The sequence below is a fragment of the Massilia sp. MP_M2 genome, from assembly GCF_039123635.1.
Classification (GTDB): Bacteria; Pseudomonadota; Gammaproteobacteria; order Burkholderiales; family Burkholderiaceae_D; genus Telluria.
Map to the genome: position 1 here is coordinate 156,343 of NZ_JBCHJF010000009.1, position 25,780 is coordinate 182,122.

Here is a 25,780-nt window from a genome sequence, read left to right on the forward strand (position 1 = left end):
TTTCCTGATCGTCCGAGTCGATGAGAAACAACCAGAACAAGATCTACCTCGCTTCGAAAAGCCCGCGCCGACGCGAATTGCTGCGCCAGATCGGCGTCGATTTCGAGCTGATGCTGCTGCGCAGCGATCCGGGCCGCGCGGTCGACGTCAGCGAAGACGTGCTGTCGGACGAAGACGTGCACCACTATGTAGCGCGCGTCGCCAGGGCAAAGGGCGCGTTTGCCTTCAACCTGCTGCTCCAACGGCGCCAGCCGCTACGCCCCATCCTGACCGCCGACACCACCGTCACGATCGATGGCGAGATTCTCGGCAAGCCAGCCGATCAGCGCGAAGCCATCGCCATGCTCGAGCGCCTGTCGGGCCGCACGCACCAAGTGCTGACCTCCGTCGCCGTGCACACCGAGCGCGTGGCCGAGCAGGTCACGCAGGTTTCGAACGTACGCTTTGCGAAGCTCACGCCAGAACAGATCCAGGCTTACTGCGCCACGCCCGAGCCCTACGACAAGGCCGGCGGCTACGGCATCCAGGGCCCGGCGGCGCTGTTCATCGAGCACATCGAAGGCAGCCACTCGGGCATCATGGGCCTGCCCCTGTTCGAGACCGCCAGTTTGCTGCGCAAGGCGGGCCTCACGGTCTGAATTGATCGCCTTCCCGCCCCGGCGATGCGCCGCGAGCGTGTATCATGATCACCCTGAACAATACGTGCGGCCGGGTCCATGAACGAAGATATTCTCATCAACATCACGCCGCAGGAAACACGCGTTGCGCTGGTACTGCAAGGCGCGGTGCAAGAACTGCACATCGAGCGCACGCTCACGCGTGGGTTGGCGGGGAATGTCTATCTGGGCAAGGTCGTGCGCGTGCTGCCGGGCATGCAGTCGGCCTTCATCGACATCGGCCTGGAACGCGCCGCCTTTCTGCACGTGGCCGACATCTGGGAAGCGCGCAGCCACGACGGCACCAACGTTGCTCCGACCGCCATTGAAAAGCTGCTGTTCGACGGCCAGGTACTGACGGTCCAGGTCATCAAGGACCCGATCGGCACCAAGGGTGCGCGCCTGTCGACCCAGATCTCGATTGCCGGCCGGATGCTGGTGTACCTGCCGCAAGACCAGCACATCGGCATTTCGCAAAAAATCGAAAAGGAAAGCGAGCGCGAACGCCTGCGTACGCGCCTGCAAGGCATGCTGCCGCCGGACGAAAAAGGCGGCTACATCGTGCGCACGATGGCCGAAGAAGCGCCGGATGACGACCTGGCGGCCGACGTCGACTACCTGCGCAAGACCTGGGGCGCCATTGTCCAGGGCGCCCGCACCCGGCCGCCGACCACGCTGCTCTATCAAGACCTGTCGCTGGCCCAGCGCGTGCTGCGCGACTTCGTGCACGACGAAACCGCCACCATCCAGGTCGACTCGCGCGAGAACTACCTGAAACTCGTCGAATTCGCGCAGGTCTACACGCCGAGCGTGCTCTCGCGCATGGCCCACTACACGGGCGAGCGGCCGCTGTTCGACCTGTACGGCGTCGAAGAAGAAATCCTGCGCGCGCTCGGGCGGCGCGTCGACCTGAAATCGGGCGGCTACCTGATCGTCGACCAGACCGAGGCGATGACGACCATCGACGTCAACACGGGCGGCTACGTTGGCGGACGCAATTTTGCCGACACCATTTTCAAGACGAACCTCGAATCGGCGCACGCCATCGCGCGCCAGCTGCGCCTGCGCAATCTGGGCGGCATCATCATCCTCGACTTCATCGATATGGAGAACAGCGAACACCGCAACCAGGTGCTCGCCGAGCTGAAGAAAACCCTGGCGCGCGACCGCACCAAGGTATCCGTGAGTAATTTCTCGGCGCTGGGCCTGGTGGAAATGACGAGGAAGCGCACGCGCGAATCGCTGGCCCACATCCTGTGCGAACCGTGCCCCGCCTGCTCCGGCAAGGGCCAGGTGAAAACCAGCCGCACGATCTGCTACGAAATCCTGCGCGAACTGCTGCGCGAGGCCAAGCAGTTCAATCCGCGCGAGTTCCGCATCGTCGCCTCGCAAGAGGTCATCGATTTGTTCCTGGAAGAAGAATCGCAGCACTTGGCCATGCTGGGGGACTTCATCGGCAAGCGCATTTCGCTGCAGGTCGAGAAGGGGTATCACCAGGAACAGTACGACGTGATTTTGATGTAGGAAATCGCGACATCACATCAAAATCTTATGTGTACGTATGACTAGATGTAAAGGCGACCATTGGTAGGCGCTCTATCCGTAGGAGGGGTACGGTAGCCGTGGCAGATTGATCGCCCTTCCTGCAATGCAGATGTATTTTTCGTGATCGACTGAACCATGAAAATTCAATATGCAGTCGCAGCAGCTTTGTTGGCGGCCCACCTCATGGCCTACGCAGCGCCAACAAGCTATGTCTGTCCGCAATCGATCCATGAAGCATCTCTTCGCCTGGCCGCGCCCGGTCATGAGTGGACACCATTTGTCGCTTCGCCGCTGTACTTGAGCAGCGCTGCCCCGGCCGACGGCCCGCCAGAACGGCTCGGCTTGATTCGTGAACGCGACGCCACAAAAACCAAAACAGCTTGGAAACGCACATACGCACTGGATGGTCACTATCCTGATGGTAAATGGCTCAGGTGGGACTATGGTGCGTTCGGTGAGGTTTCGTTGGCAAAACGGCTACCTGATGAGATCACCACATGCACAGTAACAGGCAAGAAAGGCGCCCATGCCGGAGAGACTCAGGTCGATGTCAGATGTCGTTAGCGTGGTGCACTTCCCAAGAACAAGGTGTTTAACTGACGCATTCATCATTGATGCCCCACCAACGTAATGTGGCGCGCTGGCTCGCAACTTGGGCGGCCCTGGAACTGACCCCGCCCACCGGCTTGTGCGAGCAATTGCTGCGCGCGTGGGATGAGCCCCAGCGCCACTACCACACGCTGCAACACCTCGGCGAGTGCCTGGCGCTGTTCGACACGCTGCGCGCGCATGCCGAACAGCCTGCCGATATCGAGCTGGCCCTGTGGTTCCACGACGCCGTCTACGACGTGCAAGGCCACGCTAACGAAGCGCGCTCGGCGCACTGGGCCACCGAAGCATTGGCGGCCGGCGGCGTCGATCCGGTCCGCTGCCAGCGCGTGCATGACCTGATCATGGCCACCTGCCACACCGCCCTGCCCGCCTCGCCGGACCAGGCTTTGCTGGTTGACATCGACCTGGCGATACTGGGCGCGCCCGCCGCGCGCTTTGCCCAGTACACGCAGCAGATCAACGCCGAATACGCATGGGTGCCGCCAGAGGTGTACGCCGTCAAGCGCCGCGCCGTACTGCAAGGCTTTCTCGACCGCGAACAGATTTACACGACGCCAGCCGCCCGGCAGCGCCTGGCGCAGCACGCCAGGGAAAATCTGGCCAAGGCCGTCTCGTCACTCTGATCAACGATCCATCAACCAACGCCAAAGTTGATCCAGATCGATTGCAGCCTGCTTGACGAACGCGCCTGCAAACCTATTGAGAGCCAGTCCATCCAAGATGCATGGTGCGCCTTGGCTGCCGCCCGCGAATCGAACACGCACGCCACATGCGCGCGTGATTCTGCGTGCGTTCCCATCAGTTTCGCTTGACTTGCGTCAGCAAAATACTTAGCGTCTCACAACAGGTAGCAGAAAAACGCATTCCTTTTTCGCGCGTAAACCTTCGGTGATTGCTATGCCAAACTCACTTCGCAATCGTCACAGCAAAGCACCTGACCAACTACGCGATCCGTTGGCGCCATCGTGCTATGCCGACGTGGTTGCCGATGACGGCCTCGAAGCGTCCATGCGACACCTTACCGAAGGGCAGATGCTCGTCAACCAGGCGCTGGTCGACAAGATCATCGCCTGCCAGCATTCCGAAGCGTCGTTACGCACATCCGAGCAGCAACTGCATGCCTTACTGGCCCACCAGCGCGCCAGCAGTGAGGCCGAGCGCAAGCGGATCTCGCGCGAGATCCACGATTGCCTTGGCCAGAACCTGCTGGCCTTGCGGCTCGACATCGTCACCCTGCACCAGCAAACCGATGACCGCCATGGCTCCCTGCACGATTGGGTGAGCGCGGCGCTGGGCAACATCGACGAGACGCTGCGCACGGTCAAACACCTGCTGAGCGAGCTACGGCCTGCCGGCCTTGAGCTGGGCGTCGTGGCCACGCTGGAGATCGAGGCGTGCAAGTTCACGCGTGCAAGTGGCATTGTGTGCGATGTGCAGGCTGACGGGCGTCTCGACGATCTGCAGATCGACGAAGCCATCGTGCTGAGCTTATACCGCGTGCTGCGAGAGTCGCTCGACAACGTGTGTCGTCATTCGCTTGCCAGCCGCGTTCAGCTGCACCTGGCAGCCAATGAGGACATGCTAGAACTCAGCATCAGCGACAACGGCGTCGGATTCACTCCGCAGGCGCCACGCAAGTCGGGCAGCTTTGGCCTGGCGACGCAGCAGGAGCAAGTTAGCGCATATGGCGGCACGCTGGTCGTCGACAGTGCCCATCTACAAGGCGCGTGCCTTGTCGTGCGCCTGCCATTGACGTCGTCGCAAGGAGGCTTGAAAGGTATCGGTCGGCTGACCTAGTGGCATGCCGACACCGCTTATTGCAATGCTGCACCCTTCGTCCCATCTGCATCAATGCCGCACGAATATCTTCTTTATTTTGAAGCAAGTCATCGATTGAAAATCCTGATCGATATCATAGAAATAATTTAATACTGATCCTCGTGTGTGTGTGTGACCTCACAGTTCCGGGCTAACGTGCTGGGCTATGTTATCGGGAGTCTAATTATCCCTACAACAAATGAGGAACAGCATGCCAACATCCAAGCACCCCAGCTCCTTCGACGGCGCCGGATCGGTCCTGAGCACGGTAGGCGGTCCATCCGATGCCAAGCCGCCACAGAGCCTTGGCGTCAGCAACCCGATCGCGGATCGTTTGCTCGATAAAATCTCTGCAGGGCAAGAGCTCGCAGCGGCACGTCCATTCAATGCCAACAAGCCCGGCGAATACGGCGATGCATCGCGTACGCCGGCGGCAGGCGAAACCTTCACGCCATCGACTCATGCCGCCACCGGCAGCACGACGACCGAAATCATCGCCAATGACAAGGTCGGCGATGGCACTCCGCCAAAAGGCGAAAACGCGACCGTCGAGCCGCTCGACCGCGTGCGCGTTGACCCGGCCGACCGTCACCTGACGACAAACCAGGGCGTCCCGGTGTCGGACAACCAGCATTCGCTGAAGGCTGGCCTGCGTGGCCCTACCCTGCTCGAAGACTTCGTGCTGCGCGAAAAGATCAGCCATTTCGACCATGAGCGCATCCCCGAGCGCGTCGTGCACGCACGCGGTTCGGCGGCCCATGGTTATTTCGAGTCTTACGACAATTTCACCGCACTGACCCGCGCTGTGCCGTTCGCCAAGAAGGGCAAGCGTACGCCAGTGTTCCTGCGCTTCTCGACCGTGGCCGGCGAGCGTGGCTCGACCGATACCGCACGCGACGTGCGTGGTTTCGCGGTCAAGTTCTATACCGAAGAAGGCAACTGGGATCTGGTGGGCAACAACATGCCCGTGTTCTTCATCCAGGACGCGATGAAGTTCCCCGACCTGGTGCACGCAGCCAAGCCGGAACCGCACCATGCGATGCCGCAGGCGGGCACCGCCCATGACACGTTCTGGGACTTCGCCTCGCTGTCGCCCGAGATCGCGCACATGCTGATGTGGGCAATGTCGGACCGCGCCATTCCGCGCAGCTATCGCACGATGCAGGGCTTCGGCGTGCACACGTTCCGCCTGATCAATGCACAGGGTGAAGCGCGCTTCGTGAAATTCCACTGGACGCCAATGCAGGGTACACACTCGCTGGTGTGGGACGAAGCGGTGCGCATCTCGGGCGCCGATTCCGACTTCCACCGCCGCGACCTGTGGGAAGCGATCGAAGCGGGCAATTTCCCTGAATGGGAACTGGGCCTGCAGATCTTTACCGAAGAGCAGGCTGCCAGCTTCCCCTTCGACGTACTGGATCCGACCAAGCTGATCCCGGAAGAACTCGTGCCACTCACGCCAGTGGGCAAGATGGTGCTGGACCGCAATCCGGACAACTTCTTTGCCGAAACCGAGCAGGTCGCGTTCTGCACCTCGCACGTGGTGCCGGGCATCGACTTCTCGAACGATCCTCTGCTGCAAGGCCGTAACTTCTCGTACCAGGATACCCAGCTGACCCGCCTGGGCGGCCCGAACTTCCACGAAATCCCGATCAATTCGCCGATCGTCCAGATCCAGAACAACCAGCGTGACGGTTTCCATCGCCAGGCCATCAACCGCGGCCGCGTGAACTACGAACCGAATTCGCTGGGCGGCGGGGTGCCATACCAGGCTGGTCCTGCAGGCTTCACCAGCTTCCCGGAAACGATTGCTGCCGACAAGGTGCGCGGCAATCCGGAACTGTTTGCCGACCACTACTCCCAGGCACGCCTGTTCTGGCAGAGCCAGAGCACGCCCGAGCAGAACCACATCGTCAACGCGTTCCGTTTCGAACTGACCCGCGTGCAGACGCCGGCAGTGCGCGAGCGTACGCTGGCGCTGCTGGCCAACGTCGATGACGTGCTGGTGGCACGTGTGGCCGAAGGTCTGGGCATGGACGTGCCGGCACCGCTGCCACTGGCCACCGATGCGCCGATTCCAACCTATCCGGTATCGCCATCGCTGTCGCTGTTGAGCCGTCCGGGTGTTACCGGGATCAAGGGCCGCCGCGTCGCGGTGCTGATCGCCTCGGGTGTCGACGACAAGGCAGTCAAGAGCCAGTACGGCAGCCTGCTCAAGGATGGCGCCGTGCCACGCATGGTCGGCAATATGCTGGGCAAGGTCAAGGCACAGGACGGCGACCCGATCGACGTCGAAATGTCGGTCGAAGCCGGCCCGTCGGTCATGTATGACGCCGTGATCGTGCCGGACGGCGCGCAAGCCGTCGCGGCGCTGGCCAAGAACGCACAGGTGCTCGAATTCCTGCGCGAGCAATACCGTCACGGCAAGCCGATCCTCGCGTTCGGCGCCGGCGCGGACTTGCTGACCAAGGCCATGATTCCAACCACGCTGCCGGACGGTTCGGATGATCCGGGCCTGATCATGGGTGACGCTGCCAATGGCGATGCGGCCCTGGCGGCATTCAAGACGGCGCTCGCCGGCTTCCGCGTGTTTGCCCGCGAAACCGATCCACCGTCTGTCTAAATCAATCCAGCCTGCCCTCACGACAGGGGCAGACAGGCCTGATGACAGGGAAGCAAGATAAAAGACACCACCCGGTGTCTTTTTTTTATTAACTTTTTATAACGGCTCTATTTACTAGAGTAAATTATTCGAGTAACCTATCGGTTGCTATTTTGCTACCAAGTGGTATGAACACGCTGTGCGCTGCCTTTGGATGATCTACCAGATACCTGTCCGAAAGGCTCTTGATGACACGTGGCCATGCCAGCGGTGACCGCATCGCGTTTTTGCGAATTGTCATGATTTTTGGCGTCATTGTCTTGCACACGCCGGCGTACGTGCCCATGTCGGCGATTGGCGAGGGTTGGTTCGACCTGACCAAGGCCTTTTTCCAGCTTGCCGTATTCCGCGCCAGCGTGCCGGTGCTGACCGTGATCTCGGGTTATCTGCTGTTCAAGTCCTGCATCGATCAGCAACCGGTACGTTGCCTGACCAAAAAGGCACGCACGATCCTGATCCCCTTCCTCTGCTTTAATCTGCCGCTGGCACCAGTGGCCCTGGGTGCGGAAATGTTTGGCGGCATGCACTTGTCGGCCAATCTGTGGCCATTCGATGCGACCGGCTGGTTGAATGCGGCGTTCGGCCTGACTGGCTCGCCAATCAATTACCCGCTGAATTTTCTGCGCGACCTGATCGTGCTGATCCTGCTGGCACCTCTGTTCGGCTGGTTACTGCGCAAGGCCGCCTGGCCTGGCCTGGTCCTCGTGTCGGTGGTCTTCATGGGCGACTTCGACGGGCATCTGCTACAGCGTAACCTGATGGCCTTGCAGTTCTATGTCGGCGGGATGGCGGCGGTGCGCGCGTGGGACTTGCGCTGCCTCGACCGCCATGCCGGCATCCTGTTCGTCACCTTCGTGCTCGCCTGCCTCGCCATCCTGCATTTCCGGATGGAAGACACGACCTATTTGCGCCTGGCCTCGCCATTCCTGCTCTGGCCAGCAACCGCCTGGGCGGCGAGCACGCGGTTCGGCGTATGGCTGACCGGCATGAGCAAATACAGCTTTTTCCTGTTCCTGGGCCATGCACCGATACTGATGCTGACCTGGATCCTGTACGGCCGCTATGGCAGCGCCATTCCCTATCCGGTCTATTGGGTGATGGCGCCGCTGGTGGTGAGTGCCATCTTGGTGACCGTGTATCAGCTTGCCATCGCAACCATGCCGGGTGTCTTCAAGGCCATGATCGGCGCCAGCGCCAAACCGGCAGCATCCCGGGGGCAACAACGCGGTGGGGGCCTGGCACAGCCTGCCGCTCTGAATATCTGACGGGTGGAATTGGGTGAGTTTCCTGCAATTCAAGGGTCGCTATAATCGCCCTGCTGCATCGGTCTTGCGCCGCGATGCGTACCTCCCCCACTTTCAGGAAAGCCCCCCATGTTCTGTTCTCATTGCGGCGCCCCGATGGCGCCGGATGCTGCCGCATGCACCGTCTGCGGCAAGGCGGTAGCGATCGTCGCATTGCCGGCAGTCAACCTCGACAAGCCATTCTCCCCAACCCCAGGCGCAAGCGCTGACATCCCCGATGGCGTGAAGGGCTGGAGCTGGGGCGCTTTCTTCCTGAACTGGATCTGGGCCATCGGCAACCGCAGCTGGATTGGCCTGATCGCACTGGTGCCGTACGTGGGCTGGATCATGGTGTTCTGGCTGGGGTTCAAGGGCCGCGAGATGGCCTGGAAAAACAAGCAGTGGGATAGCCTGGAGCACTTCAACCGCGTCCAGCGCAAGTGGTCGCAATGGGGCGTCGGCATCATGGCAGTCGCATTGATCATCGGCATCCTCGGGGCCATCGCCGCTCCTGCCTATCAGGACTACACGACACGCGAGCGCGCCGTGCAGCGCGCTGCCGACCAGGCCGCAACCACTGCGCCGCTGGCTGGCGGCAGTATTCTCGACAGCAATGCCGACAACCTGCCGACGTCGCTGCGCACGGTGGCCGGGCTGCTGGAACGCAGGACCGGCGCCGATGGCACCGGCGCGCTGCTGCTCGATGGCCAGGCCCTGTTTACGGGCGAGGATGCAGGCTGGCAGTTCCCGCTGCGCAGCTTCACGCTGGCCAGCGGCAACGAAGCAATCCTGATCGCCAGCAGCGGCGGACGCGGCAACAGTTGCGAAACGCTGTTCTACTTCCTGCTGGCCGACGCGGCCGGTGTCACGCCCACGCCGCTGTTCGGCACCTGCGCCGCGCAAGGCAGCATCGCCCAGCGTGGCGACACCATCACCATCAAGCTGCCGGACGTGAACCGCGCATCGACGATCGTGCTCCAGAACGGCGTCGTGCGCGCCGACGGCCAGGTCGTGAGCCTGACCGGCCTGAACGACCCGTCCCGCTAGCCATCCCGCCGCATGCGCTGCCGGTGGCACCCACTGGCAGCACGCGCGTGCCGCGTGCCGCAAGCATCACGCGCTAATTGCGCCGCTTCTTCCAGCTGTAGTCGGCGCCCGTGACGTCCACGCCGGGATGGCCCACGACGTCCGGATGCTCCGAGCACATGGTAATGAAGCGGATGCCTTCGCCATCGCGCTGGCGCTTGCGCAGCGCCTCCATGAACCCCATCGCCGGGACCATCTCGGTCGTGTCGAAACCCTGCGCCTGCGCGTGGGTGGCGGCGCCATCCACGATCGTCCAGTACACCATGTACATTGATTTCTCCTGCATTGGGAATAAACACATTGTCGCTTGAATAGTTCTCATCTGGAGAATTGGCGCGCTACCCAAAATACCGCCGCCAGAAAGTAGGACTGGTCCGAAAACCGCCCGCTATGTGAACCACTTAACATAGTGAGCACCCCGCGACCGTTAGTCTGTTGTCATGTTCACTATGCAGGTAAGCTTTCATGACTCTTCGCACCGATTCCCAGCCCGACCTCGCCCTGTGGGGCGGGCTCGAATGCACGGTTAACCGCGTACGCGACGACTACTTCAGCCAGATGGACCGCAACGGCCATGCTAGCCGCCTGCAAGATATTGAACGCTTTGCATCGCTCGGCATCGCGGCGATCCGCTACCCGGTGTTGTGGGAGCGCACGGCGCCCGACGGCATCGACAAGGCCGACTGGTCATGGGCCGACGAACGGCTGCCGGCGCTGCGCGACCTCGGCGTCAATCCGATTGTCGGCCTGATCCACCACGGCAGCGGCCCGCGTCATACGAGCCTGGTCGATCCCGCCTTTCCCGACCAGCTGGCCGAGTATGCCGGCGCCGTGGCCGCCCGCTATCCGTGGGTCGAGCACTACACCCCCGTCAACGAGATCTGCACCACGGCGCGCTTTTCGGGTCTGGCCGGCGTCTGGTACCCGCATGGCGGCGACGAAGCCACGTTCATCCGCGCCCTGCTGATCCAGTGCCGCGCGACAGTGCTGTCGATGCGCGCCATCCGCGCCGTCAACCCGGCTGCCAAGCTGGTCCAGACCGACGACTTGTCCAAGACCTACGGCACGCCCGAGATGCAGGACATCGCGAACTATTTCAACGAGCGCCGCTGGCTGGCCTGGGACCTGCTGTGCGGGATGGTCGATACCGGCCACAAGCTGTGGGACTACCTGCTCGACTCGGGCGCCACGGCCGATGAACTGCGCTGGTTCCGCGACAACCCGTGCCCGCCCGACGTGATCGGCGTGAACTACTACGTCACCAGCGAACGCTGGCTCGACCATCGCCCCGAACGCTATCCCGAAAGCCATCGCCATGTGTACCGGGGCGTGGCGCACGCCGACATCGAGGCGCCGCGCGCACTGGCCACGCCCACGCCCGGCATTGCCCCGCTGTTGATGGAAACCTGGGAGCGCTACGGCTTGCCGATCGCGGTCACCGAAGCGCACATCGACGCCAACCGCGAAGACCAGTTGCGCTGGCTCGTCGAAATCTGGAACGCCTCGCTCAAGGCGCGCCAGCAGGGCGCCGACGTCCGCGCCGTCACGGTCTGGGCGCTGCTGGGCTCGTTCGACTGGAACAGCCTGGTAACCGCCTGCCACGGTTATTACGAGCCCGGCCCGTTCGACGTGCGCTCGCCCACGCCCCGCCCCACCGCGCTGGCAACCCTGATGCGCGAACTGGCCAGCAAGCGCGCGCTGTCCAATCCCGTCTTGCAGGGCGAAGGCTGGTGGCGCCGGCCGGGCCGCTTCTGGTGCAAACCCGTGGCCACCCGCACGGCGGTGGCCGACATTGCCGTGCGCAGCCAGTTCAAGTCGGCGCCCGTGCAGCCGATCCTGATCACGGGTGCGACCGGCACGCTCGGCGCAGCCTTCAAACGCATCTGCGAAGCGCGCAACCTGGCCTGTCACGCCCTCACGCGGCAAGAGATGGACATTACCGACCCGGCCTCGGTGGACGCGGCAATCGTGCGCTTCAAGCCGTGGGCAATCATCAATGCGGGCGGCTACGTGCGGGTCGACGAGGCCGAGGCCGACAGCGAACGCTGCATGCGCGAAAACACGCTGGGCCCGACCGTGCTGGCGCTGGCCTGTATGCGCCACGCGCTGCGCTTCATGACGTTCTCGAGCGACCTGGTATTCGACGGCGCCAAGGGCGCGCCGTATGTCGAATCCGATGCGACCAATCCGCTGGGCGTCTACGGGCGCAGCAAGCTCGATGCCGAAACCCGCGTGCTCGATGCCGATCCGCAGGCACTCGTGATCCGCACCAGCGCGTTCTTCGGCCCATGGGACCGGCACAACTTCGTGACCCAGGCGCTGGGCGCGCTGGCCAACGGCGAGCCGTTCCAGGCCGCGGGCGACATGATCGTCTCGCCGACCTATGTGCCCGACCTGGTGAAGGTGGCGCTCGACCTGATGATCGACCGCGAGCGCGGCATCTGGCATTTGACCAATGGCGACGCGGTGAGCTGGGCCGAGCTGGCGCGACGCGCCTGCGCGGCAGCGGGCATGTCAGCGGACGGCTTGCAGGAAATCGCAGCCGCCGCTGCCCTCTATCCGGCGCGGCGCCCGGCGTACAGTGCGCTGGGCAGCGAACGTGCGCGGCTGCTGCCGTCGCTGGACGATGCGCTGCAGCGGTATGCGCATGCGGTGCAGGAAGCTGCCGGTGGCGCGGGGATCCGGCAGGCCGGGGAAGCGGCGCATTACGCGCGCTGATGCTGCTGGCTTGCCGATCACCGGTGCTGCTTGCGTGCCGGATGATCTGGCGGCCAACCATCACCGCGTGGACGGCGTAGCCGTCCACGCGGCGATCGTTACCGGCGCCGATCCGTGCCAGATGATCTGGCGGCAAACCATCACCGCGTGGACGGCGTAGCCGTCCACCCTACGCTGGGAAAGGGGGCGTACTGCCTGTCGGCTGGTAGGGTGGACGGGTCCCCCGTCCACGCGGCGATCGTTACCGGCGCTGATCCGTGCCGGATGATCTGCGGCCAACCATCACCGCGTGGACGGCGTAGCCGTCCACCCTAGGCTGGGAAAGGGGGCGTGCTGCCTGTCGGCTGGCAGGGTGGACGGGTTCCCCGTCCACGCGGCGATCGTTACGGGCGCCGATCCGTGCCGGATGATCTGGCGGCAAACTATCACCGCGTGGACGGCGTAGCCGTCCACGCTACGCAGCGGCGGGAAGCGACGCAACACGCGCGCTGACTGTCGGCTCACCCCATGGACGGCGTAGCAGGGGAAATTGGCTGTTTCTTCTCGGCCGTGAACTGCAAATAGTACAGATTCGCGTACATGCCCTTCATGGCCAGCAGTTCGTCGTGCGTGCCCTGCTCCACGATGCGCCCGGCTTCCATCACCACGATGCGGTCGGCCCGCTCGATCGTCGACAGGCGGTGCGCGATCACGATCGTCGTGCGCCCTGCCATCAGCGTGTCGAGCGCCGATTGCACCGCGCGTTCGCTCTCGTTATCCAGCGCCGACGTCGCTTCATCCAGGATCAGCAGCGGCGCATCCTTGTAGATCGCGCGGGCGATCGCCACGCGCTGGCGCTGGCCGCCCGACAGGCGCGAACCGTTTTCGCCGATGCGGGTGTCGATGCCGTCCGGCAGGCGCGCCACGACGTCCGTGAGGTGCGCCGCGCGGATTGCACCGGCCAGGCGCTCGTAATCGATGTGCTCGGCCCCGTAGGCGATGTTGGCTGCCAGCGTGTCGTCGAACAGCACCACGTTCTGGCTCACCATCGCCAGCTGGCTGCGCAGCGACGCGAGCTTGATGTCGGTGTACGGCACGCCGTCGAGCAGCAGGCGCCCGCCCTGCGGATCATAAAAGCGCGTGACCAGATTCACGAAGGTCGACTTGCCGCCGCCCGAGACCCCCACCAGCGCCACGGTCTGCCCCGGCAACACCTCGAGCGAGACATTGTCGAGCGCCGGACCGGCCGCATTCGGGTACTGGAACGCGACCTGCTCGAACACCAGGTGGCCTTGGGCGCGGCCCAGTTCACGGCTGCCGGTATCGACTTCCGGCTCGGCGTCGATGATGCCGAACACCGTCTCGGCGGCCGACATCCCGCGCTGCATCGGGCCATTCACTTCGGCCAGCGACTTCAGGGGCGTGAGCAGCATCAGCATCATGGTGACGAACTGCGTGAATTCACCAACGGTCATGTCGGCCTGCATCGCCAGCACGACCACCAGCGACAGCGCCAGCGAGGTCGCGATCTGGGTCACCGGCGTGGTGGCGGCAAACGCCACCGTCATGCGCTGCGAAAAGCCGCGCAGCGCGACGCTGCGTTGATGAAAGCGGCGCCGCTCGTAGGCTTCGCCGGCGAACACGCGGATCACCTGGTGGCCGCGCGCGGCTTCCTCGACCACGCCGGTCATTTCGGCGGTCACGCGCTGGCTTTCGCGGTTCAGGTTGCGCAGGCGCTTGGTGGTCGTGCGCACGATGACGGCAGTCAGCGGGATCACGACGATGGCGATCAGCGTGAGCTGCCAGTTCAGGTACAGCAGGCTGCCCAAGAGGCCAATCACCACCAGCACGTCGCGCACGCAGGCGACGAACACCGACTGGATCATGTCGACGACCTGGCGCACGTCGTTGACGACCGTGTTGATGATCTTGCCGGTGCTCTCGTCCTGGTAGCGCGCGACCGGCAGGCGCAGCACGCGCTCGAAGGCCATGGCGCGCATGTCGTTGAGCACGCGCGAGAGCACCCAGTTGTTGAAGTAGGCGGTGCCAAAGGTGCCGATCCCGCGCAGCACGAAGATCGACACCAGCACGGCGGGAATCAGCCACAGGCTGAACGCGATGCGCTCTTCGAAGCCGCGATCGAACAGCAGTTGCATCGCCTTGGCCAGCAGCGGCTGCGTCGCGGCGGTGATCGCCATCGACAGCAGCGCCAGCGCAGCGCGCGATTTATACGGTTTGACGAGCGCCAGCAGGCGCCGCACGATGACCTTAGTTTCCACGTTGTTCAACCTTCTTTTCAAGCGTTGCGGCATGCGCCTGGCGCGTCTTCGCCACCAGGCACAGTCCCATCAGCAGGAACACCATCAGCGCATAGAACATGCTGCCCTTGAGCGACCAGAAAATCACCTCGGTCAGGCCGAAGCTGAAATAGCTCAGCACCACCAGCATGCCCGCCAGCGCCGGCGCGAACTGCGGCAGGCCGACCCCGCGCACATGCGCCTGGTTCTGCGCGCCGCGGCCGAGCTGGCGCGCAAAGAACACGAACGGCGCCACGAGGATGCCGGCCCAGGCCAGCAGCCCGAAGATGCCACCGGTGGCCAGCGCCTGCAAGGCGTCATTATGGAGGTGTTCGAGCGACAGGATCGCCGGATCGAGTGTACCCTGCTCGACCATGTTGCGGATTTCGGCGCGCAGCGTGTTGCGGTCCAGGCCAAACAGCGGCCGCTCTTCGATCAGGATCGCCGCGCCCTTCCACAACTCGAGCCGGGTGCCGACATTGGTATGCACGTTGCCGCCGTCGACCCAGGTCTGGACATCGTCCACGCCCTGCAGCGCGCGCTCCTGCATGCCGGTGGCCGGCACGAAGAACGCGGCGGCGACCAGCGCGAAGCTGCCGGCCAGCAGCAGGCGCAGCTTGCGGCTGCGCAGCAACTGCGCATAACTGAGAAACAGCACGGCGGCCAGCGCCAGCGCAACCCAGCTGCCGCGGGTGCCGGTGAGCAGACAGGCAGCCAGGCCGGCCAGCGCGCCCAGGCCCGCGAGCGCCGCCTTGGCGGCGTGATGGCGATAATCGATCGCCGCCGCCAGCGCTACCAGACCCAGGCACAGGGCCAGGTCGCCAAAGGTGATCGCATTGAGAAAGCCGCCCGGGCGCTCGATGCCCATCGCGATGCGCTGCCAGGCCACGAACGGCAGCGCCGCGATCGCGCCGGCAACCACGCCCCACCACAGCATTGCGGCGCGCGGCCGGGCCAGCACGACCAGCGCCATGGCGCTCATGGCCAGCAGCATGCGCGACGGTTTGTCGAGCGCATCGAGGTGCGCCTCGGGCCGCAGCGCCACTGCCGCGACGGCCAGCGCGAACTGGAACACGAAGGCCGCGATCACCCAGCGGATCTCTGTCCAGTACGGCGTGATCGCCGCCCAGGCCTTGCGCGGCACGAACAATGCTGTGAGCAGGATCAGAAGGCTGGAAAAACCGATGCCGGAAGGCGTGGTCAGACTAATCAGGGGAAACAGGAACATCTGGAAGCCAACCAACAACTGCAGCGGCTCCCGGGCCATCATCGACGTATTGTTCATTCTTGTTCTTGTGGGCTATTCTTGCGGCCTAGAGCGCATTTGTATCGGACACCATGCAGCAAACACAGACATTGTCGGTCGTAATCACCACGTACAACCGGCCCGACGCATTGGCGGCGGTGTTGGCCGCCTGTTTCTTGCAGGACGACAAGAATTTTGAAATCATTATCGCTGATGACGGCTCGACTGCCAACACGCGGGACTGCATCGCGCGGCTGGCGGCTGGCGCCCCGGTGCCCGTCAAGCATGTGTGGCAACCGGACGACGGCTTTCGCGCCGCGATGGCCCGCAACCGGGGCACACTGGCGGCAACGGGCGACTATATCATCTTCCTCGATGGCGATTGCGTGCCGCAGCGCGACTTCATCTCACGCCACCGCGCGCTGGCCCAGCCCGGTTTCCTGGTGTCAGGCAGCCGCATCCTGCTCAGCCAGGCGCTGACCGAACGCGCGCTGCGTGACGGGATCGACGTGGCCGGCCTCGGCATCATGGCGCGCCTGCGCCTGCGCCTGACCGGCGACATGAACAAGGTGCTGCAGACGATGCTGCGCTGGCCCGACCTGGGCCGCGTGCGCCGCAAGTTCAGCTGGCGCCGCATCAAGAGCTGCAACCTGGGGGTATGGAAGCAGGATCTGATGGCAGTCAATGGCTTCGACGAGAGCTTTACCGGCTGGGGCCACGAGGATTCGGATCTCGTGGTGCGCCTGTTTCACGCGGGCGTCCTGCGCAAGGACGGCGCCATGGCGACCGAAGTGCTGCATCTGTGGCACGCCGAAGCCGAGCGCGATCAGGCATCGAGCAACCGCCGCATTGTGCTCGAGCGCGCGGCCGACGGCACCACGCAGGCCAGCGTCGGCCTGCGTGAACACCCTGCCGTCAGCTGATCTGGCTGGCTGACGACCAGGCGTTACACGCCTGCCGCCGGCAACGTCTGCGCAAACTGCGACACGCCGTCGAGATTGAACAGCTCGACCTTCATCGCCTTGCTGCGGGGGTCGATATTGACTTCACCAAAGAACTGATAGCCGGCAAATGGTGACGAATTCTGGATCAGCGGGCTTTTCGAGAAGACCGCCGTGGGGCCGAAAGTTTTATCGAGCACGCCCGGACCGAACGCGCCCGCATTCATCGGCCCGGCGACGAATTCCCAGAATGGCGAAAAGTTCGTGAACCGGGCCTGGGCCGGATCATAATAGTGGGCGGCGCAGTAATGCACGTCGGTGGTAATCCAGACCACGTTGGGAATGGCCTTGATACTGCTGAGCAGGCGCGCCATTTCCAGTTCGCGCCCCAGCGGCGCGCCATCGTTGCCATTGGCGAGCGCTTCTCAGACGTCTTCACCCCGGGCATTCTTGCCGTCGCCGACATTCAGGCCGATGGGCATGTCGGCGGAAATGACTTTCCAGGTAGCGCTCGAGGCTTTCAGACCGGCGATCAGCCATTCCACCTGTGCAGTACCCAGGAACGCCGAACTGGCGTCTTCACCGATTTGCAGATTGGCGCTGTTCGGCCCCCGGTAGGTGCGCATGTCCAGGACGAATACGTCGAGCAGCGGGCCGTGCGAGATGCTGCGATAAATGCGCTGCGGCTCGCTTTGCTTGTAATAGCGCATCGGCGCATATTCAAGGAAGGCACGCCGGCCGCGCGCCGTGAGCGTGGCGATGCTTTTTTCGGTATAGCGTGCGTCGCCCGACAAATCCTTGGCGGCGTTGTAGTTATTCGTTACTTCGTGATCGTCCCACTGCCAGATCTGCGGCACCTGGGCGGCGAATTTGCGAAAGTTCGCATCCAGCATATTGTAGGCATAACGGCCGCGGTATTCCTTCAGCGTTTCAGCGACCTTGCTGACCTCTTCGGTGACGACATTGCGCCAGATCTGGCCGTTTTCCGCCGTCACCTGGGCCAGGATTGGCCCATCGGCATAAATCGTGTCGCCGTTGTGGATGAAAAAGTCGGGGTCGCGCAACCGCATCGCTTCGTAGATTTTCATGCCGCCAAAATCGGTATTGATGCCCCAGCCCTGCCCGCACTGGTCGCCGCTCCAGTGAAACCGCACGGCCCGGGTGCCATCGGCAGCGGGCGTGGTCCTGAATTGGCCCGAGACGGTTTCGCTTTCGATCTTTGCATTATTCGGATCGACATAGCGCACGCGCACGAAGACCGTCTGGCCGACCGGCAAGCCACCGAGATCGACACGGGTCGTGAAATCGGTCGCATCGCTGGCCGTGGGCCCGACAATGCGGCTGGCGTTGTTGAAACGCTCGCTGGTATCGTATTCGACGATCATCTGCGCAGTGCGGTCGCTGCGGCTCCAGATGATCGCGCGTTGATCGGTGATGTCGCCGAACTGTATCCCCGACGGCATCGTTGGCCGTTCCTTGTCACTGACAACGACTGCCGCATGGCTGCTGCCGCCGCAGCCCCCGAGCAGTAAGGTGCCGCCCAGTGCCGAACCACCCACCAATGCCCCGCCCTGGGCCAGGAAAGTGCGACGCGAATGCGATGAAGTCATGCCTGCTCCGATCATGTAAGAGCAGACAAGCTTATTTTTTTTGTATGACGTGGCGATGAAACCGTCAATCGGATCGAGCGGCATTTGCTTCTTGAACGCCGCGACACAACCAGCCCGGGCAGCCGATCAGTTCAGCACTTGCGTGGCCGGGGTCGCAGCAAGAATATCGAGCAACTTGCTGATGTCCAGGGGCTTGGTGAGGTGATGATCAAATCCCGCTTCGAACGACTTGCGAATATCTTCTGGTTGACCATAACCGGTCAAGGCAATCAGGGTGAAGGGTCCCCGAGCGGCGTTGGCGCGCAGGGTGCGTGCCACCGTGTACCCGTCCATGCCGGGCAAACCGATATCCAGCAGAACCACGCTTGGCAGCTCCTGATGAAAAAAAGATATCGCTTCTTGCCCATCGAAAGCGACCGATACCTCGTTGCCGAACATCCGAAGCAACTCGGCCACCATCGTTGCGGCATCCTGGTTATCGTCAACCACCAACATCTTTCTGCAACCAGGCATGGCGGGAGACGAATGGGGCGTTGACGGTGGCTCGGAAACGACCTGAACCAACGGAAGGCGAATACGGAACTCACTGCCTGTGCCAGGCCCGTCGCTATGGACGGCAACCGTGCCGCCGTGCTGTTCCACCAGTCGATGGACGACGGTGAGACCCACGCCCAGCCCCCCTTCGGAGCGGGCCAGTGTGCGCTCGGATTGCGTGAAGATATCGAAAACACGGGACAATAATGTGAGCGGAATACCCATGCCATTGTCTCGGACAGAAATGTCGACAGCATCGTCGACTCTTTTGGCAGCCAGATGAATCGTGCCGCCATGTGGCGTGTATTTCGCCGCATTATTCAACACATTACCGATCACCTGTATCAATCGGTGAAGATCGCCGTTGACACATAAACTTCCCGCTGCCAGGTCGGTGAAAAGGACATGGCGTTTTTCCTGCAACATCGGCTCAACCAATTCCAGTGCACTGTGAATCACCACGGAAATATCGAGCACTTCGCGCTGCAAATTTATTTTACCGCTGGAGATCCGGGACATATCCAGTAGTTCGTCCACCAGTCGCGTCAGGTGCTTGACCTGCCGATTCAGCACACCGCCAGCGCGTTGGAGCGCTTCGTTGCTGGCGCTTGGCAGTCGTTGCAGTTCAAGGGCGGTTTTGATCGCCGACATCGGATTTCGGAGCTCGTGACCAAGCATGGCCAAAAATTCGTCCTTGCGACGGTGCTCATCTTCGAGTTCGACCTTCCGGGCCCTGACTTGCTGCTCAAGTCGCCAACGTTCGGTGATATCGTGAAACACAAGCACCACGCCGATGAGTGTTCCCTGTGCATCGCGAATGGGTGCGCCCGAATCGTCGATATGCAGTTCAGAGTGGTCTTTCCGGATCAGAATGGTATGGTTCGCCAGCCCGACAATGACTCCCTCCGCAAGCACCCTTCGCACCGGATTCTCGACCACAGTCCTTGTCTCTTCATTGACAATATGGAAGACTTCTTCGACGGGTCGGCCAAGGGCGTCTGCGAGGCTCCAGCCGGTCTGGGCTTCCGCAACGGGGTTCAGGAAGCTGATGGCCCCATGGATATCGGTGACGATCACGCCATCACCGATACCCGCCAGAGTGACCCTGAACCACTCGCGCTGGTCGATCAAGTCGAGTTCAGCGCGCCGCCGCAGATCGACTTCATGCGCAAGTTTCTCGATCTGCCGATTCATGGCCAAAAAACGGCTTTCCGCCGCGTGTTTTGGAATAAGCCGCAACAGCACCCAGCACGCTGTCGTCTCTCCAGCCGGGGCGAAGCGAGCCCCTTGGGCACGCAGGGGAAGCGCAGTGCCGCAAGGTAGGCGAAAGGTCAGCGTTGCGGGCATGAGTGCGACCACCCGACGGCAGCTGCGCAGATAGTCGGCTACCTGATGCGGCGGCTCGATGCACAGCGCTGCGAGGGCGGTCAGTCCCGGCTCGATATCCAACTTGCCCAGCTGCCGTCTTGCAGCCGCATTGGTCGCCTGAATCAGCCCGTCCATATCGACCAGCAGCATCGCTTCTGGCAAGAGATTGGCCAAGTCCTCGAATTGCGAACGTGTATCCATCGGGGGCTACTCAGCCGGAAAAATATTCACGCCCGTGCACATGGTGCGCGTCCGGTTGCGGCTTCAGATACAACACCACGCGGCACGCAGGTTCGCCTTCAGCAATCGTCTGCTCCAGCGCGACTTTGGCATAACCCAGGTTTTCTGCTGCGATGGTACCGAAGACATTGGACGTCATCATGCACATCGACGGTCGCCCGATCACCTTTTCGGCGAAGGGACAGACGCGATTGCCGAATACAATCTTCTCATCGGTTTGCTCCAAAATGAAAAAATCACCTTGAATTCTTCGTTTCAGATCCACCAACACGTCTGCCACCTGTTGCTTCGACAGCAGTTCGACGCCCAGCGCCGACCGGTAACTGAGGTTGATCTGGTCGCCAATGCGCTGACCTACGGCACTGACAAAACCTGAAGCTTCCTCCAGCCCGACGACATCCTCGAGCGTACCGGCGAGCTCGCGTATCAGCGTTCTGAGAAATACATCTCGATCAAGTTCCACATGCAGTTGGTTGATTGGTATCGTTTTGGCTTCCATGGTGTCCTCAGCCTTACTTCAAATGCTCAGAGTAATTGGGCGCCCTTTTTTGGGCTGCCGGCTATCGCCTATGATAGCGACATATTTCCTTCAGCAGGAACTACAAACAGGCTGTAACCGCAGGATCAGGATACTATCCCGGCCCCGCGCTGCACTCCCGCCCCATCCCAGGCCCGCACGCGCGCGGCCACGTCCTGCGGTGTAATCGACCCCATGCACGAGCAGGTCGCCGAGTCCGTGCAGCCGGCGCACGGCTGGCGCGCAACCGCCACCTGGGCGAGCGCCCCCAGCGGCCCCCAGCGGCCCGGATCCATCGGCTTGATCGGCGGGAACAGTCCCAGCGTCGGCCGCCCTAGCGCGGCCGACAGGTGCATCGGGCCGGTACTGCACGCCACCAGGCCATCGCAGGCATCGATCAGCGCCAGCAGTTCATCGAGGTCGAGCCGGCCGCACAGATTCGCCACGTTCGGCAGCGCCAGCAAGGCCGGCGCCTGCGCGGCCAGCAGCACGCCCTCGGCCGCGCTGCCCGTGATGAACAGGCGCATGTCCGGGTCGCTCCCCAGGTCGCTTGCCAGCGCCGTGAAGTGGGTCAGCGGCCATTCGCGGGCGCTGCCATTCGACTTGGGGTGCAGGATGACGTGCCGCCGCCCTGGCGCCAGCAAGGCGTCGACGGCGGCGCGCTGTGGCGCAGCCAGCCCGTACAGATGCGGGATCTCGGCCAGCGTCGGCACATGGTCGATGCCCAGCGGGCGCAGCAGCAGGAAGTTCAGCTGCGCCTCGTGCAGGTCGGACTTGGCGCGGCTGAAGCGGGCCAGGCGGTTGCAGGTGAACCAGTGATAGACGCGGTGGCTGGTGCCCACCCGGTTCGGCACGCGCGCTGCCTGCGCCGCGCGCGCCAGGCGCCGGTCGGGAAAGGCAAAGATCACGGTATCGTAGTCGCCCTCGGCAAACAGGCGGGCCAGGTCGTCCGATGCATCGAGCGTGAGCACGCGATCGAGATGGCGGCTGTGGCGCATGGCCGGGGCCACGTAGGCACGGCACAGCAGGTCGATGTGTGACTGCGGAAAGCGCTGCTTGAGGTAGCCGGCAAGCGGCAGCGTCAGGACGACGTCGCCGATATTGTCGGTGCGGCAGATCAGGATGCGGCCAAAGGCCGATCTGCCGTCGCCCGAATGCGCGCTAGTACTCAACGGCGACGTCCTTGGCGCCCAGCGACAGCTCCAGCGCCGCCTTGAGCGTGTCGGATGGCGCCACGCGCCAGTCGTCCCCCAGTTGCACGATGAACGGAATATCCTCGGTCTGCAGCCGCAGCCGCAGGCTCACCGGCATCCCGTCATGCACCCGGTGCGGCTGCAGGATCTCGGCCAGGCGTGCCGCGCTGACCGATTTGTCCAGGTCCATCTCGAGCTTGTGGCCGTACTGGATGCGCGCCGTGGCCAGGTCGAACACCTTCTCGGCCGTGATGCGCAGGCCGCCATTGAAGCGGTCCTCCGACACCTTGCCGACCACGAGCAAAAATTCGTCTTCCTTGAACGCGTTCTTGTTGGCCTCGAACACTTCGCTGTAGACCGTCACCTCATGCACGGCGGTCTTGTCGTCCAGCGCCACGATCAGGATCTTGCCGCGCTGCGTCATCTGGGTGCGAATGCCCGAGATCACGCCGCACATCATGCGCGGGTCGCGCGACGGCTCCAGGTCTTTCATGCGCGTCTTGGCAAAGCGCCGCACCTCTTGCGCGTACGAGTCGAACATATGGCCAGACAGGTAGTAACCCAGCGCGATCTTTTCTTCGGACAGCTTCTGGCGATCCGTCCACGGCAAGGCCTTCACGTACTCGGGCGGCGCGACCAGGTCGGCATCGTCACCGCCGAACAGGCTGACCTGGTTGATGGCAGCAGCAAGCTGGCCGGCCGCTTCCATCGCGAACGACACCGATGCCAGCAGCACCGAGCGGTCAACACCGAATGCGTCCATCGCGCCGGCGCGGATCAGCGATTCAATGGTGCGGCGGTTGATCTGCTTGCGATCGACCCGGTTGCAGAAGTCGAACAGGTCCTTGAACTTGCCGCCCGCCGTGCGCGCGGCGATGATCGCTTCGATCGCGCCCTGCCCCGCGCCCTTCACGCCGCCCAGGCCGTAACGGATATTGGTGACTGGCTTGCCCGTTTTCGAGCGCGCCTCGCCCTCCGGCGTGAAGCGGAACTGCGATTCGTTGACGTCCGGCGGCAGGATGGTGAGCTTGCAGACTTCTTTTGAATCCTCGACCAGGATCTTGATTTTCTCGGTGTCTTCCATCGCCAGCGACATGTTCGCTGCCATGAACGCGGCGGTGTGGTGCACCTTGAGGTACGCCGTGTGGTACGACAGCAGCGCATAGGCGGCGGCGTGCGACTTGTTGAAGCCGTAGCCCGCGAACTTTTCCATCAGGTCGAAGATCTCGTCGGCCTTGGCCGTGGTGAGGCCATCCTTGGCCGCGCCGGCGCGGAAGATCTCGCGGTGCTCGGCCATCTCTTCGGCTTTTTTCTTGCCCATCGCGCGGCGCAGCATGTCGGCGCCGCCCAGCGAGTAGCCGCCCACGATCTGCGCCATCTGCATCACCTGCTCCTGGTAGACCATGATGCCGTAGGTCTCGGACAGGATCGACTCGGTGCGCGGATCGGGGTAGTCGAACTTCTCGCCGTGCTTGCGCTTGCAGAAGTCGGGGATCAGGTCCATCGGGCCCGGACGGTACAGCGCCACGAGCGCGATGATGTCCTCGAAGCGGTCGGGCCGCGCATCCTTGAGCATGCCCTGCATGCCGCGCGACTCGAGCTGGAAGATCGCGACGGTCTTGGCGTCGGACAGCAGCTTGTACGATGCACGGTCGTCCAGCGCCAGCTTGGCCAGGTCGAATTCGCTCTCGGCCGGGTCGAGCTGCTTGATGTACTTGACCGCGCGGTCGAGGATCGTCAGCGTGGTCAGGCCCAAAAAGTCGAACTTGACCAGGCCCACGGCCTCCACGTCGTCCTTGTCGTACTGCGAGACCACGCCGGTATCGCCGCCCTGCGTGTACAGCGGGCAAAAGTCGGTGAGCTTGCCCGGCGCGATCAGGACGCCACCGGCGTGCATGCCGATATTGCGCGTGATGCCTTCGACCTTCTGCGCCAGTTCGAGCAGCGTCTTGACCTCTTCTTCGTTCTCGAGGCGCTCCTTGAGCATCGGTTCTTCTTCGATCGCCTCGGCAATCGACACCTGCTTGCCCGGCTTGAACGGAATCAGCTTCGAGATGCCGTCGCAGAAGTTGTAGCCGAAATCGAGCACGCGGCCGACGTCGCGGATCGCGCCCTTGGCCGCCATCGTGCCGAAGGTGGCGATCTGCGACACCGCATCGCGCCCGTACAGGTCTTTCACGTGCTGGATCACCAGCTCGCGCTTTTCCTGGCAAAAGTCGATGTCGAAGTCGGGCATCGAGACGCGTTCGGGATTGAGGAAACGCTCGAACAGCAGGTTGTACTTGAGCGGATCGAGATCGGTGATCTTGAGCGAATACGCCACCAGCGAGCCCGCGCCCGAACCGCGGCCCGGGCCGATCGGCACGTCGTTGTTCTTGCCCCATTGGATGAACTCGGCCACGATCAGGAAGTAGCCCGGGAACTTCATGTTGATGATCGTTTGATTTTCGAAGTCCAGGCGCGCCTCGTAGCGCGGGCGCTCGCGTTCGCGATCAAGCTCGTTCGGGTACAGCTGCAGCAGGCGGTCTTCCAGGCCTTTTTTGGTCTCGGCGATCAAAAATTCGTCGATCGTCATGCCCGGCGTGGGGAAGTTCGGCAGCTGCGGCTTGCCCAGCGTGAGCGTGACGTTGCAGCGTCTGGCGATTTCGACCGAGTTGGCCAGCGCGCCCGGCAGATCCTTGAACAGTTCGGCCATTTCGGCCTGCGACTTGAAGCACATGTTCTCGTTGAAGCGGCGCACGCGCTTGGCATTGGCCAGCATTTCGCCCTCGGCGATGCAAACACGCGCTTCGTGGGCGATGTATTCGTCCTTGTCGAGGAACTGCACCGGGTGCGTCGCCACGACCGGCAAGCCGAGGCGCCCGGCCAGCGCCACCGAATGGCGCACCTGCTGCTCTTGATTGAGCTGGCCGGCGCGCTGGATCTCGATATAGAAGTGACCGGGGAACACACGCGCCCAGCGCGCAGCATTGGCTTCGGCGCGGGCGATATCGCCGTTCTCGATGGCCTGGCCGATGTCGCCGAAGTGCGCGCCCGACAGCACGATCAGGCCATTGGCCTGGGTTTGCTCGGGATTGAGCGTGGACGTGGACGTGGCCAGCGCTTCGAGCCATTCGGCGCGCAGCTCGGCGCGGCCCTTGTGCTGGTTGGTGAGCCAGGCGCGCGCCAGCAGGTCGCACAGCTGCAGGTAGCCGGTGTGGTTCTTGGCCAGGATCAAGAGGCGATGCGGCTTGTCGCGGTTGTCGTCGTTGGTGATCCAGGCATCGACCCCGACGATCGGCTTGACGCCCTTGCCACGCGCCTCTTTGTAGAAGCGCACCAGGCAAAACGTATTGGCCAGATCGGTCACGGCCAGCGCCGGCTGCCCATCCTTGACCGCCGCCTTGACCAGTTCGTCAATACGGACCAGGCCGTCGACGATGGAGTATTCGGAGTGGATGCGAAGATGGGTAAAAGTCGGGGAAGTCATCCCCGC

At 63.0% G+C, this 25,780-nt stretch carries 18 protein-coding genes and 1 pseudogene; 11 read left to right on the top strand and 8 right to left on the bottom strand.

Translation table 11 applies throughout. The features are described from left to right. Positions 1–20: 20 nt before the first annotated feature. The 8 genes from RCH14_RS18500 to RCH14_RS18535 all read left to right on the top strand — a co-directional run bounded on the left by RCH14_RS18500 (position 21) and on the right by RCH14_RS18535 (position 9,623). Positions 21–638, top strand: coding sequence for a Maf family protein (locus RCH14_RS18500; RefSeq protein WP_343027572.1), 618 nt, complete (start codon positions 21–23; stop codon positions 636–638). 78 nt (positions 639–716) lie between these two features. After that, positions 717–2,180, top strand: coding sequence for a ribonuclease G (rng, locus tag RCH14_RS18505; RefSeq protein WP_343027573.1), 1,464 nt, complete (start codon positions 717–719; stop codon positions 2,178–2,180). A 156-nt stretch (positions 2,181–2,336) separates the two neighbouring features. After that, positions 2,337–2,765, top strand: a complete 429-nt coding sequence (locus RCH14_RS18510) for an STY0301 family protein (RefSeq protein ID WP_343027574.1) — start codon at positions 2,337–2,339, stop codon at positions 2,763–2,765. Positions 2,766–2,815: 50 nt separating this feature from the next. After that, entirely contained in the window at positions 2,816–3,436 is a 621-nt protein-coding gene (locus RCH14_RS18515; protein WP_343027575.1) for an N-methyl-D-aspartate receptor NMDAR2C subunit, read from the top strand. Positions 3,437–3,821: 385 nt separating this feature from the next. Then, the gene (locus RCH14_RS18520) at positions 3,822–4,610 is read left to right on the top strand and encodes a histidine kinase (RefSeq protein WP_343027576.1); all 789 of its coding nucleotides are present in this window, start codon (positions 3,822–3,824) and stop codon (positions 4,608–4,610) included. A gap of 232 nt (positions 4,611–4,842) precedes the next feature. Beyond that, the gene (locus tag RCH14_RS18525) at positions 4,843–7,254 is read left to right on the top strand and encodes a catalase (protein ID WP_343027577.1); all 2,412 of its coding nucleotides are present in this window, start codon (positions 4,843–4,845) and stop codon (positions 7,252–7,254) included. 227 nt (positions 7,255–7,481) lie between these two features. Then, the gene (locus RCH14_RS18530; protein ID WP_343027578.1) at positions 7,482–8,558 is read left to right on the top strand and encodes an acyltransferase; all 1,077 of its coding nucleotides are present in this window, start codon (positions 7,482–7,484) and stop codon (positions 8,556–8,558) included. A gap of 108 nt (positions 8,559–8,666) precedes the next feature. Further along, positions 8,667–9,623 carry a hypothetical protein gene (locus RCH14_RS18535; RefSeq protein ID WP_343027579.1) on the top strand — a complete coding sequence of 319 codons (957 nt, stop codon included), beginning with the start codon at positions 8,667–8,669 and terminating at the stop codon, positions 9,621–9,623. A 73-nt stretch (positions 9,624–9,696) separates the two neighbouring features. Here the strand turns inward: RCH14_RS18535 and RCH14_RS18540 are convergent, their stop codons facing one another. Then, complete coding sequence (locus tag RCH14_RS18540; protein WP_343027580.1) at positions 9,697–9,933, bottom strand: hypothetical protein; 237 nt, start codon at positions 9,931–9,933, stop codon at positions 9,697–9,699. A 194-nt stretch (positions 9,934–10,127) separates the two neighbouring features. Between RCH14_RS18540 and RCH14_RS18545 the strand changes: the two genes are divergently transcribed. Both RCH14_RS18545 and RCH14_RS18550 read left to right on the top strand, forming a co-directional pair. Beyond that, the gene (locus RCH14_RS18545) at positions 10,128–12,380 is read left to right on the top strand and encodes a family 1 glycosylhydrolase (protein ID WP_343027581.1); all 2,253 of its coding nucleotides are present in this window, start codon (positions 10,128–10,130) and stop codon (positions 12,378–12,380) included. 10 nt (positions 12,381–12,390) lie between these two features. Continuing rightward, positions 12,391–12,540, top strand: a complete 150-nt coding sequence (locus tag RCH14_RS18550; protein ID WP_343027582.1) for a hypothetical protein — start codon at positions 12,391–12,393, stop codon at positions 12,538–12,540. A 340-nt stretch (positions 12,541–12,880) separates the two neighbouring features. On the opposite strand, the gene msbA is transcribed toward RCH14_RS18550, so the two are convergent. Then, positions 12,881–14,638 carry a lipid A export permease/ATP-binding protein MsbA gene (msbA, locus tag RCH14_RS18555; protein ID WP_343027583.1) on the bottom strand — a complete coding sequence of 586 codons (1,758 nt, stop codon included), beginning with the start codon at positions 14,636–14,638 and terminating at the stop codon, positions 12,881–12,883. Beyond that, the gene (locus tag RCH14_RS18560; protein ID WP_343027584.1) at positions 14,628–15,941 is read right to left on the bottom strand and encodes an O-antigen ligase family protein; all 1,314 of its coding nucleotides are present in this window, start codon (positions 15,939–15,941) and stop codon (positions 14,628–14,630) included. The genes msbA and RCH14_RS18560 overlap by 11 nt, the downstream gene beginning before the upstream one ends. A gap of 53 nt (positions 15,942–15,994) precedes the next feature. Between RCH14_RS18560 and RCH14_RS18565 the strand changes: the two genes are divergently transcribed. Continuing rightward, positions 15,995–16,825: a glycosyltransferase family 2 protein gene (locus RCH14_RS18565; RefSeq protein ID WP_343027585.1), complete on the top strand. Its 831-nt coding sequence runs from the start codon at positions 15,995–15,997 to the stop codon at positions 16,823–16,825. 23 nt (positions 16,826–16,848) lie between these two features. Here the strand turns inward: RCH14_RS18565 and RCH14_RS18570 are convergent. From RCH14_RS18570 to dnaE, 5 genes and pseudogenes are all read right to left on the bottom strand, one after another. Further along, a pseudogene (locus RCH14_RS18570) lies at positions 16,849–18,453 on the bottom strand (alkaline phosphatase D family protein). Positions 18,454–18,579: 126 nt separating this feature from the next. After that, positions 18,580–20,556, bottom strand: a complete 1,977-nt coding sequence (locus tag RCH14_RS18575; RefSeq protein ID WP_343027586.1) for an ATP-binding protein — start codon at positions 20,554–20,556, stop codon at positions 18,580–18,582. Between the two features lie 10 nt (positions 20,557–20,566). Next, positions 20,567–21,094 carry a methanogen output domain 1-containing protein gene (locus RCH14_RS18580; RefSeq protein WP_343027587.1) on the bottom strand — a complete coding sequence of 176 codons (528 nt, stop codon included), beginning with the start codon at positions 21,092–21,094 and terminating at the stop codon, positions 20,567–20,569. Positions 21,095–21,219: 125 nt separating this feature from the next. Continuing rightward, positions 21,220–22,284 carry a glycosyltransferase family 9 protein gene (locus RCH14_RS18585; RefSeq protein ID WP_343027588.1) on the bottom strand — a complete coding sequence of 355 codons (1,065 nt, stop codon included), beginning with the start codon at positions 22,282–22,284 and terminating at the stop codon, positions 21,220–21,222. Beyond that, complete coding sequence (gene dnaE, locus RCH14_RS18590; protein WP_343027589.1) at positions 22,274–25,774, bottom strand: DNA polymerase III subunit alpha; 3,501 nt, start codon at positions 25,772–25,774, stop codon at positions 22,274–22,276. The genes RCH14_RS18585 and dnaE overlap by 11 nt, the downstream gene beginning before the upstream one ends. Between the last annotated feature and the right edge of the window lie 6 nt (positions 25,775–25,780).

What these genes read in the sequence shown, in the direction of transcription:
- RCH14_RS18500 (WP_343027572.1), top strand. Translation starts at nt 21, where the DNA reads ATGAGAAACAACCAGAACAAGATCTACCTCGCTTCGAAAAGCCCGCGC.
- rng (WP_343027573.1), top strand. Translation starts at nt 717, where the DNA reads ATGAACGAAGATATTCTCATCAACATCACGCCGCAGGAAACACGCGTT.
- RCH14_RS18510 (WP_343027574.1), top strand. Translation starts at nt 2,337, where the DNA reads ATGAAAATTCAATATGCAGTCGCAGCAGCTTTGTTGGCGGCCCACCTC.
- RCH14_RS18515 (WP_343027575.1), top strand. Translation starts at nt 2,816, where the DNA reads ATGCCCCACCAACGTAATGTGGCGCGCTGGCTCGCAACTTGGGCGGCC.
- RCH14_RS18520 (WP_343027576.1), top strand. Translation starts at nt 3,822, where the DNA reads ATGCGACACCTTACCGAAGGGCAGATGCTCGTCAACCAGGCGCTGGTC.
- RCH14_RS18525 (WP_343027577.1), top strand. Translation starts at nt 4,843, where the DNA reads ATGCCAACATCCAAGCACCCCAGCTCCTTCGACGGCGCCGGATCGGTC.
- RCH14_RS18530 (WP_343027578.1), top strand. Translation starts at nt 7,482, where the DNA reads ATGACACGTGGCCATGCCAGCGGTGACCGCATCGCGTTTTTGCGAATT.
- RCH14_RS18535 (WP_343027579.1), top strand. Translation starts at nt 8,667, where the DNA reads ATGTTCTGTTCTCATTGCGGCGCCCCGATGGCGCCGGATGCTGCCGCA.
- RCH14_RS18540 (WP_343027580.1), bottom strand. Translation starts at nt 9,933, where the DNA reads ATGTACATGGTGTACTGGACGATCGTGGATGGCGCCGCCACCCACGCG.
- RCH14_RS18545 (WP_343027581.1), top strand. Translation starts at nt 10,128, where the DNA reads ATGACTCTTCGCACCGATTCCCAGCCCGACCTCGCCCTGTGGGGCGGG.
- RCH14_RS18560 (WP_343027584.1), bottom strand. Translation starts at nt 15,941, where the DNA reads ATGAACAATACGTCGATGATGGCCCGGGAGCCGCTGCAGTTGTTGGTT.
- RCH14_RS18565 (WP_343027585.1), top strand. Translation starts at nt 15,995, where the DNA reads ATGCAGCAAACACAGACATTGTCGGTCGTAATCACCACGTACAACCGG.
- RCH14_RS18575 (WP_343027586.1), bottom strand. Translation starts at nt 20,556, where the DNA reads ATGGATACACGTTCGCAATTCGAGGACTTGGCCAATCTCTTGCCAGAA.
- RCH14_RS18580 (WP_343027587.1), bottom strand. Translation starts at nt 21,094, where the DNA reads ATGGAAGCCAAAACGATACCAATCAACCAACTGCATGTGGAACTTGAT.
- dnaE (WP_343027589.1), bottom strand. Translation starts at nt 25,774, where the DNA reads ATGACTTCCCCGACTTTTACCCATCTTCGCATCCACTCCGAATACTCC.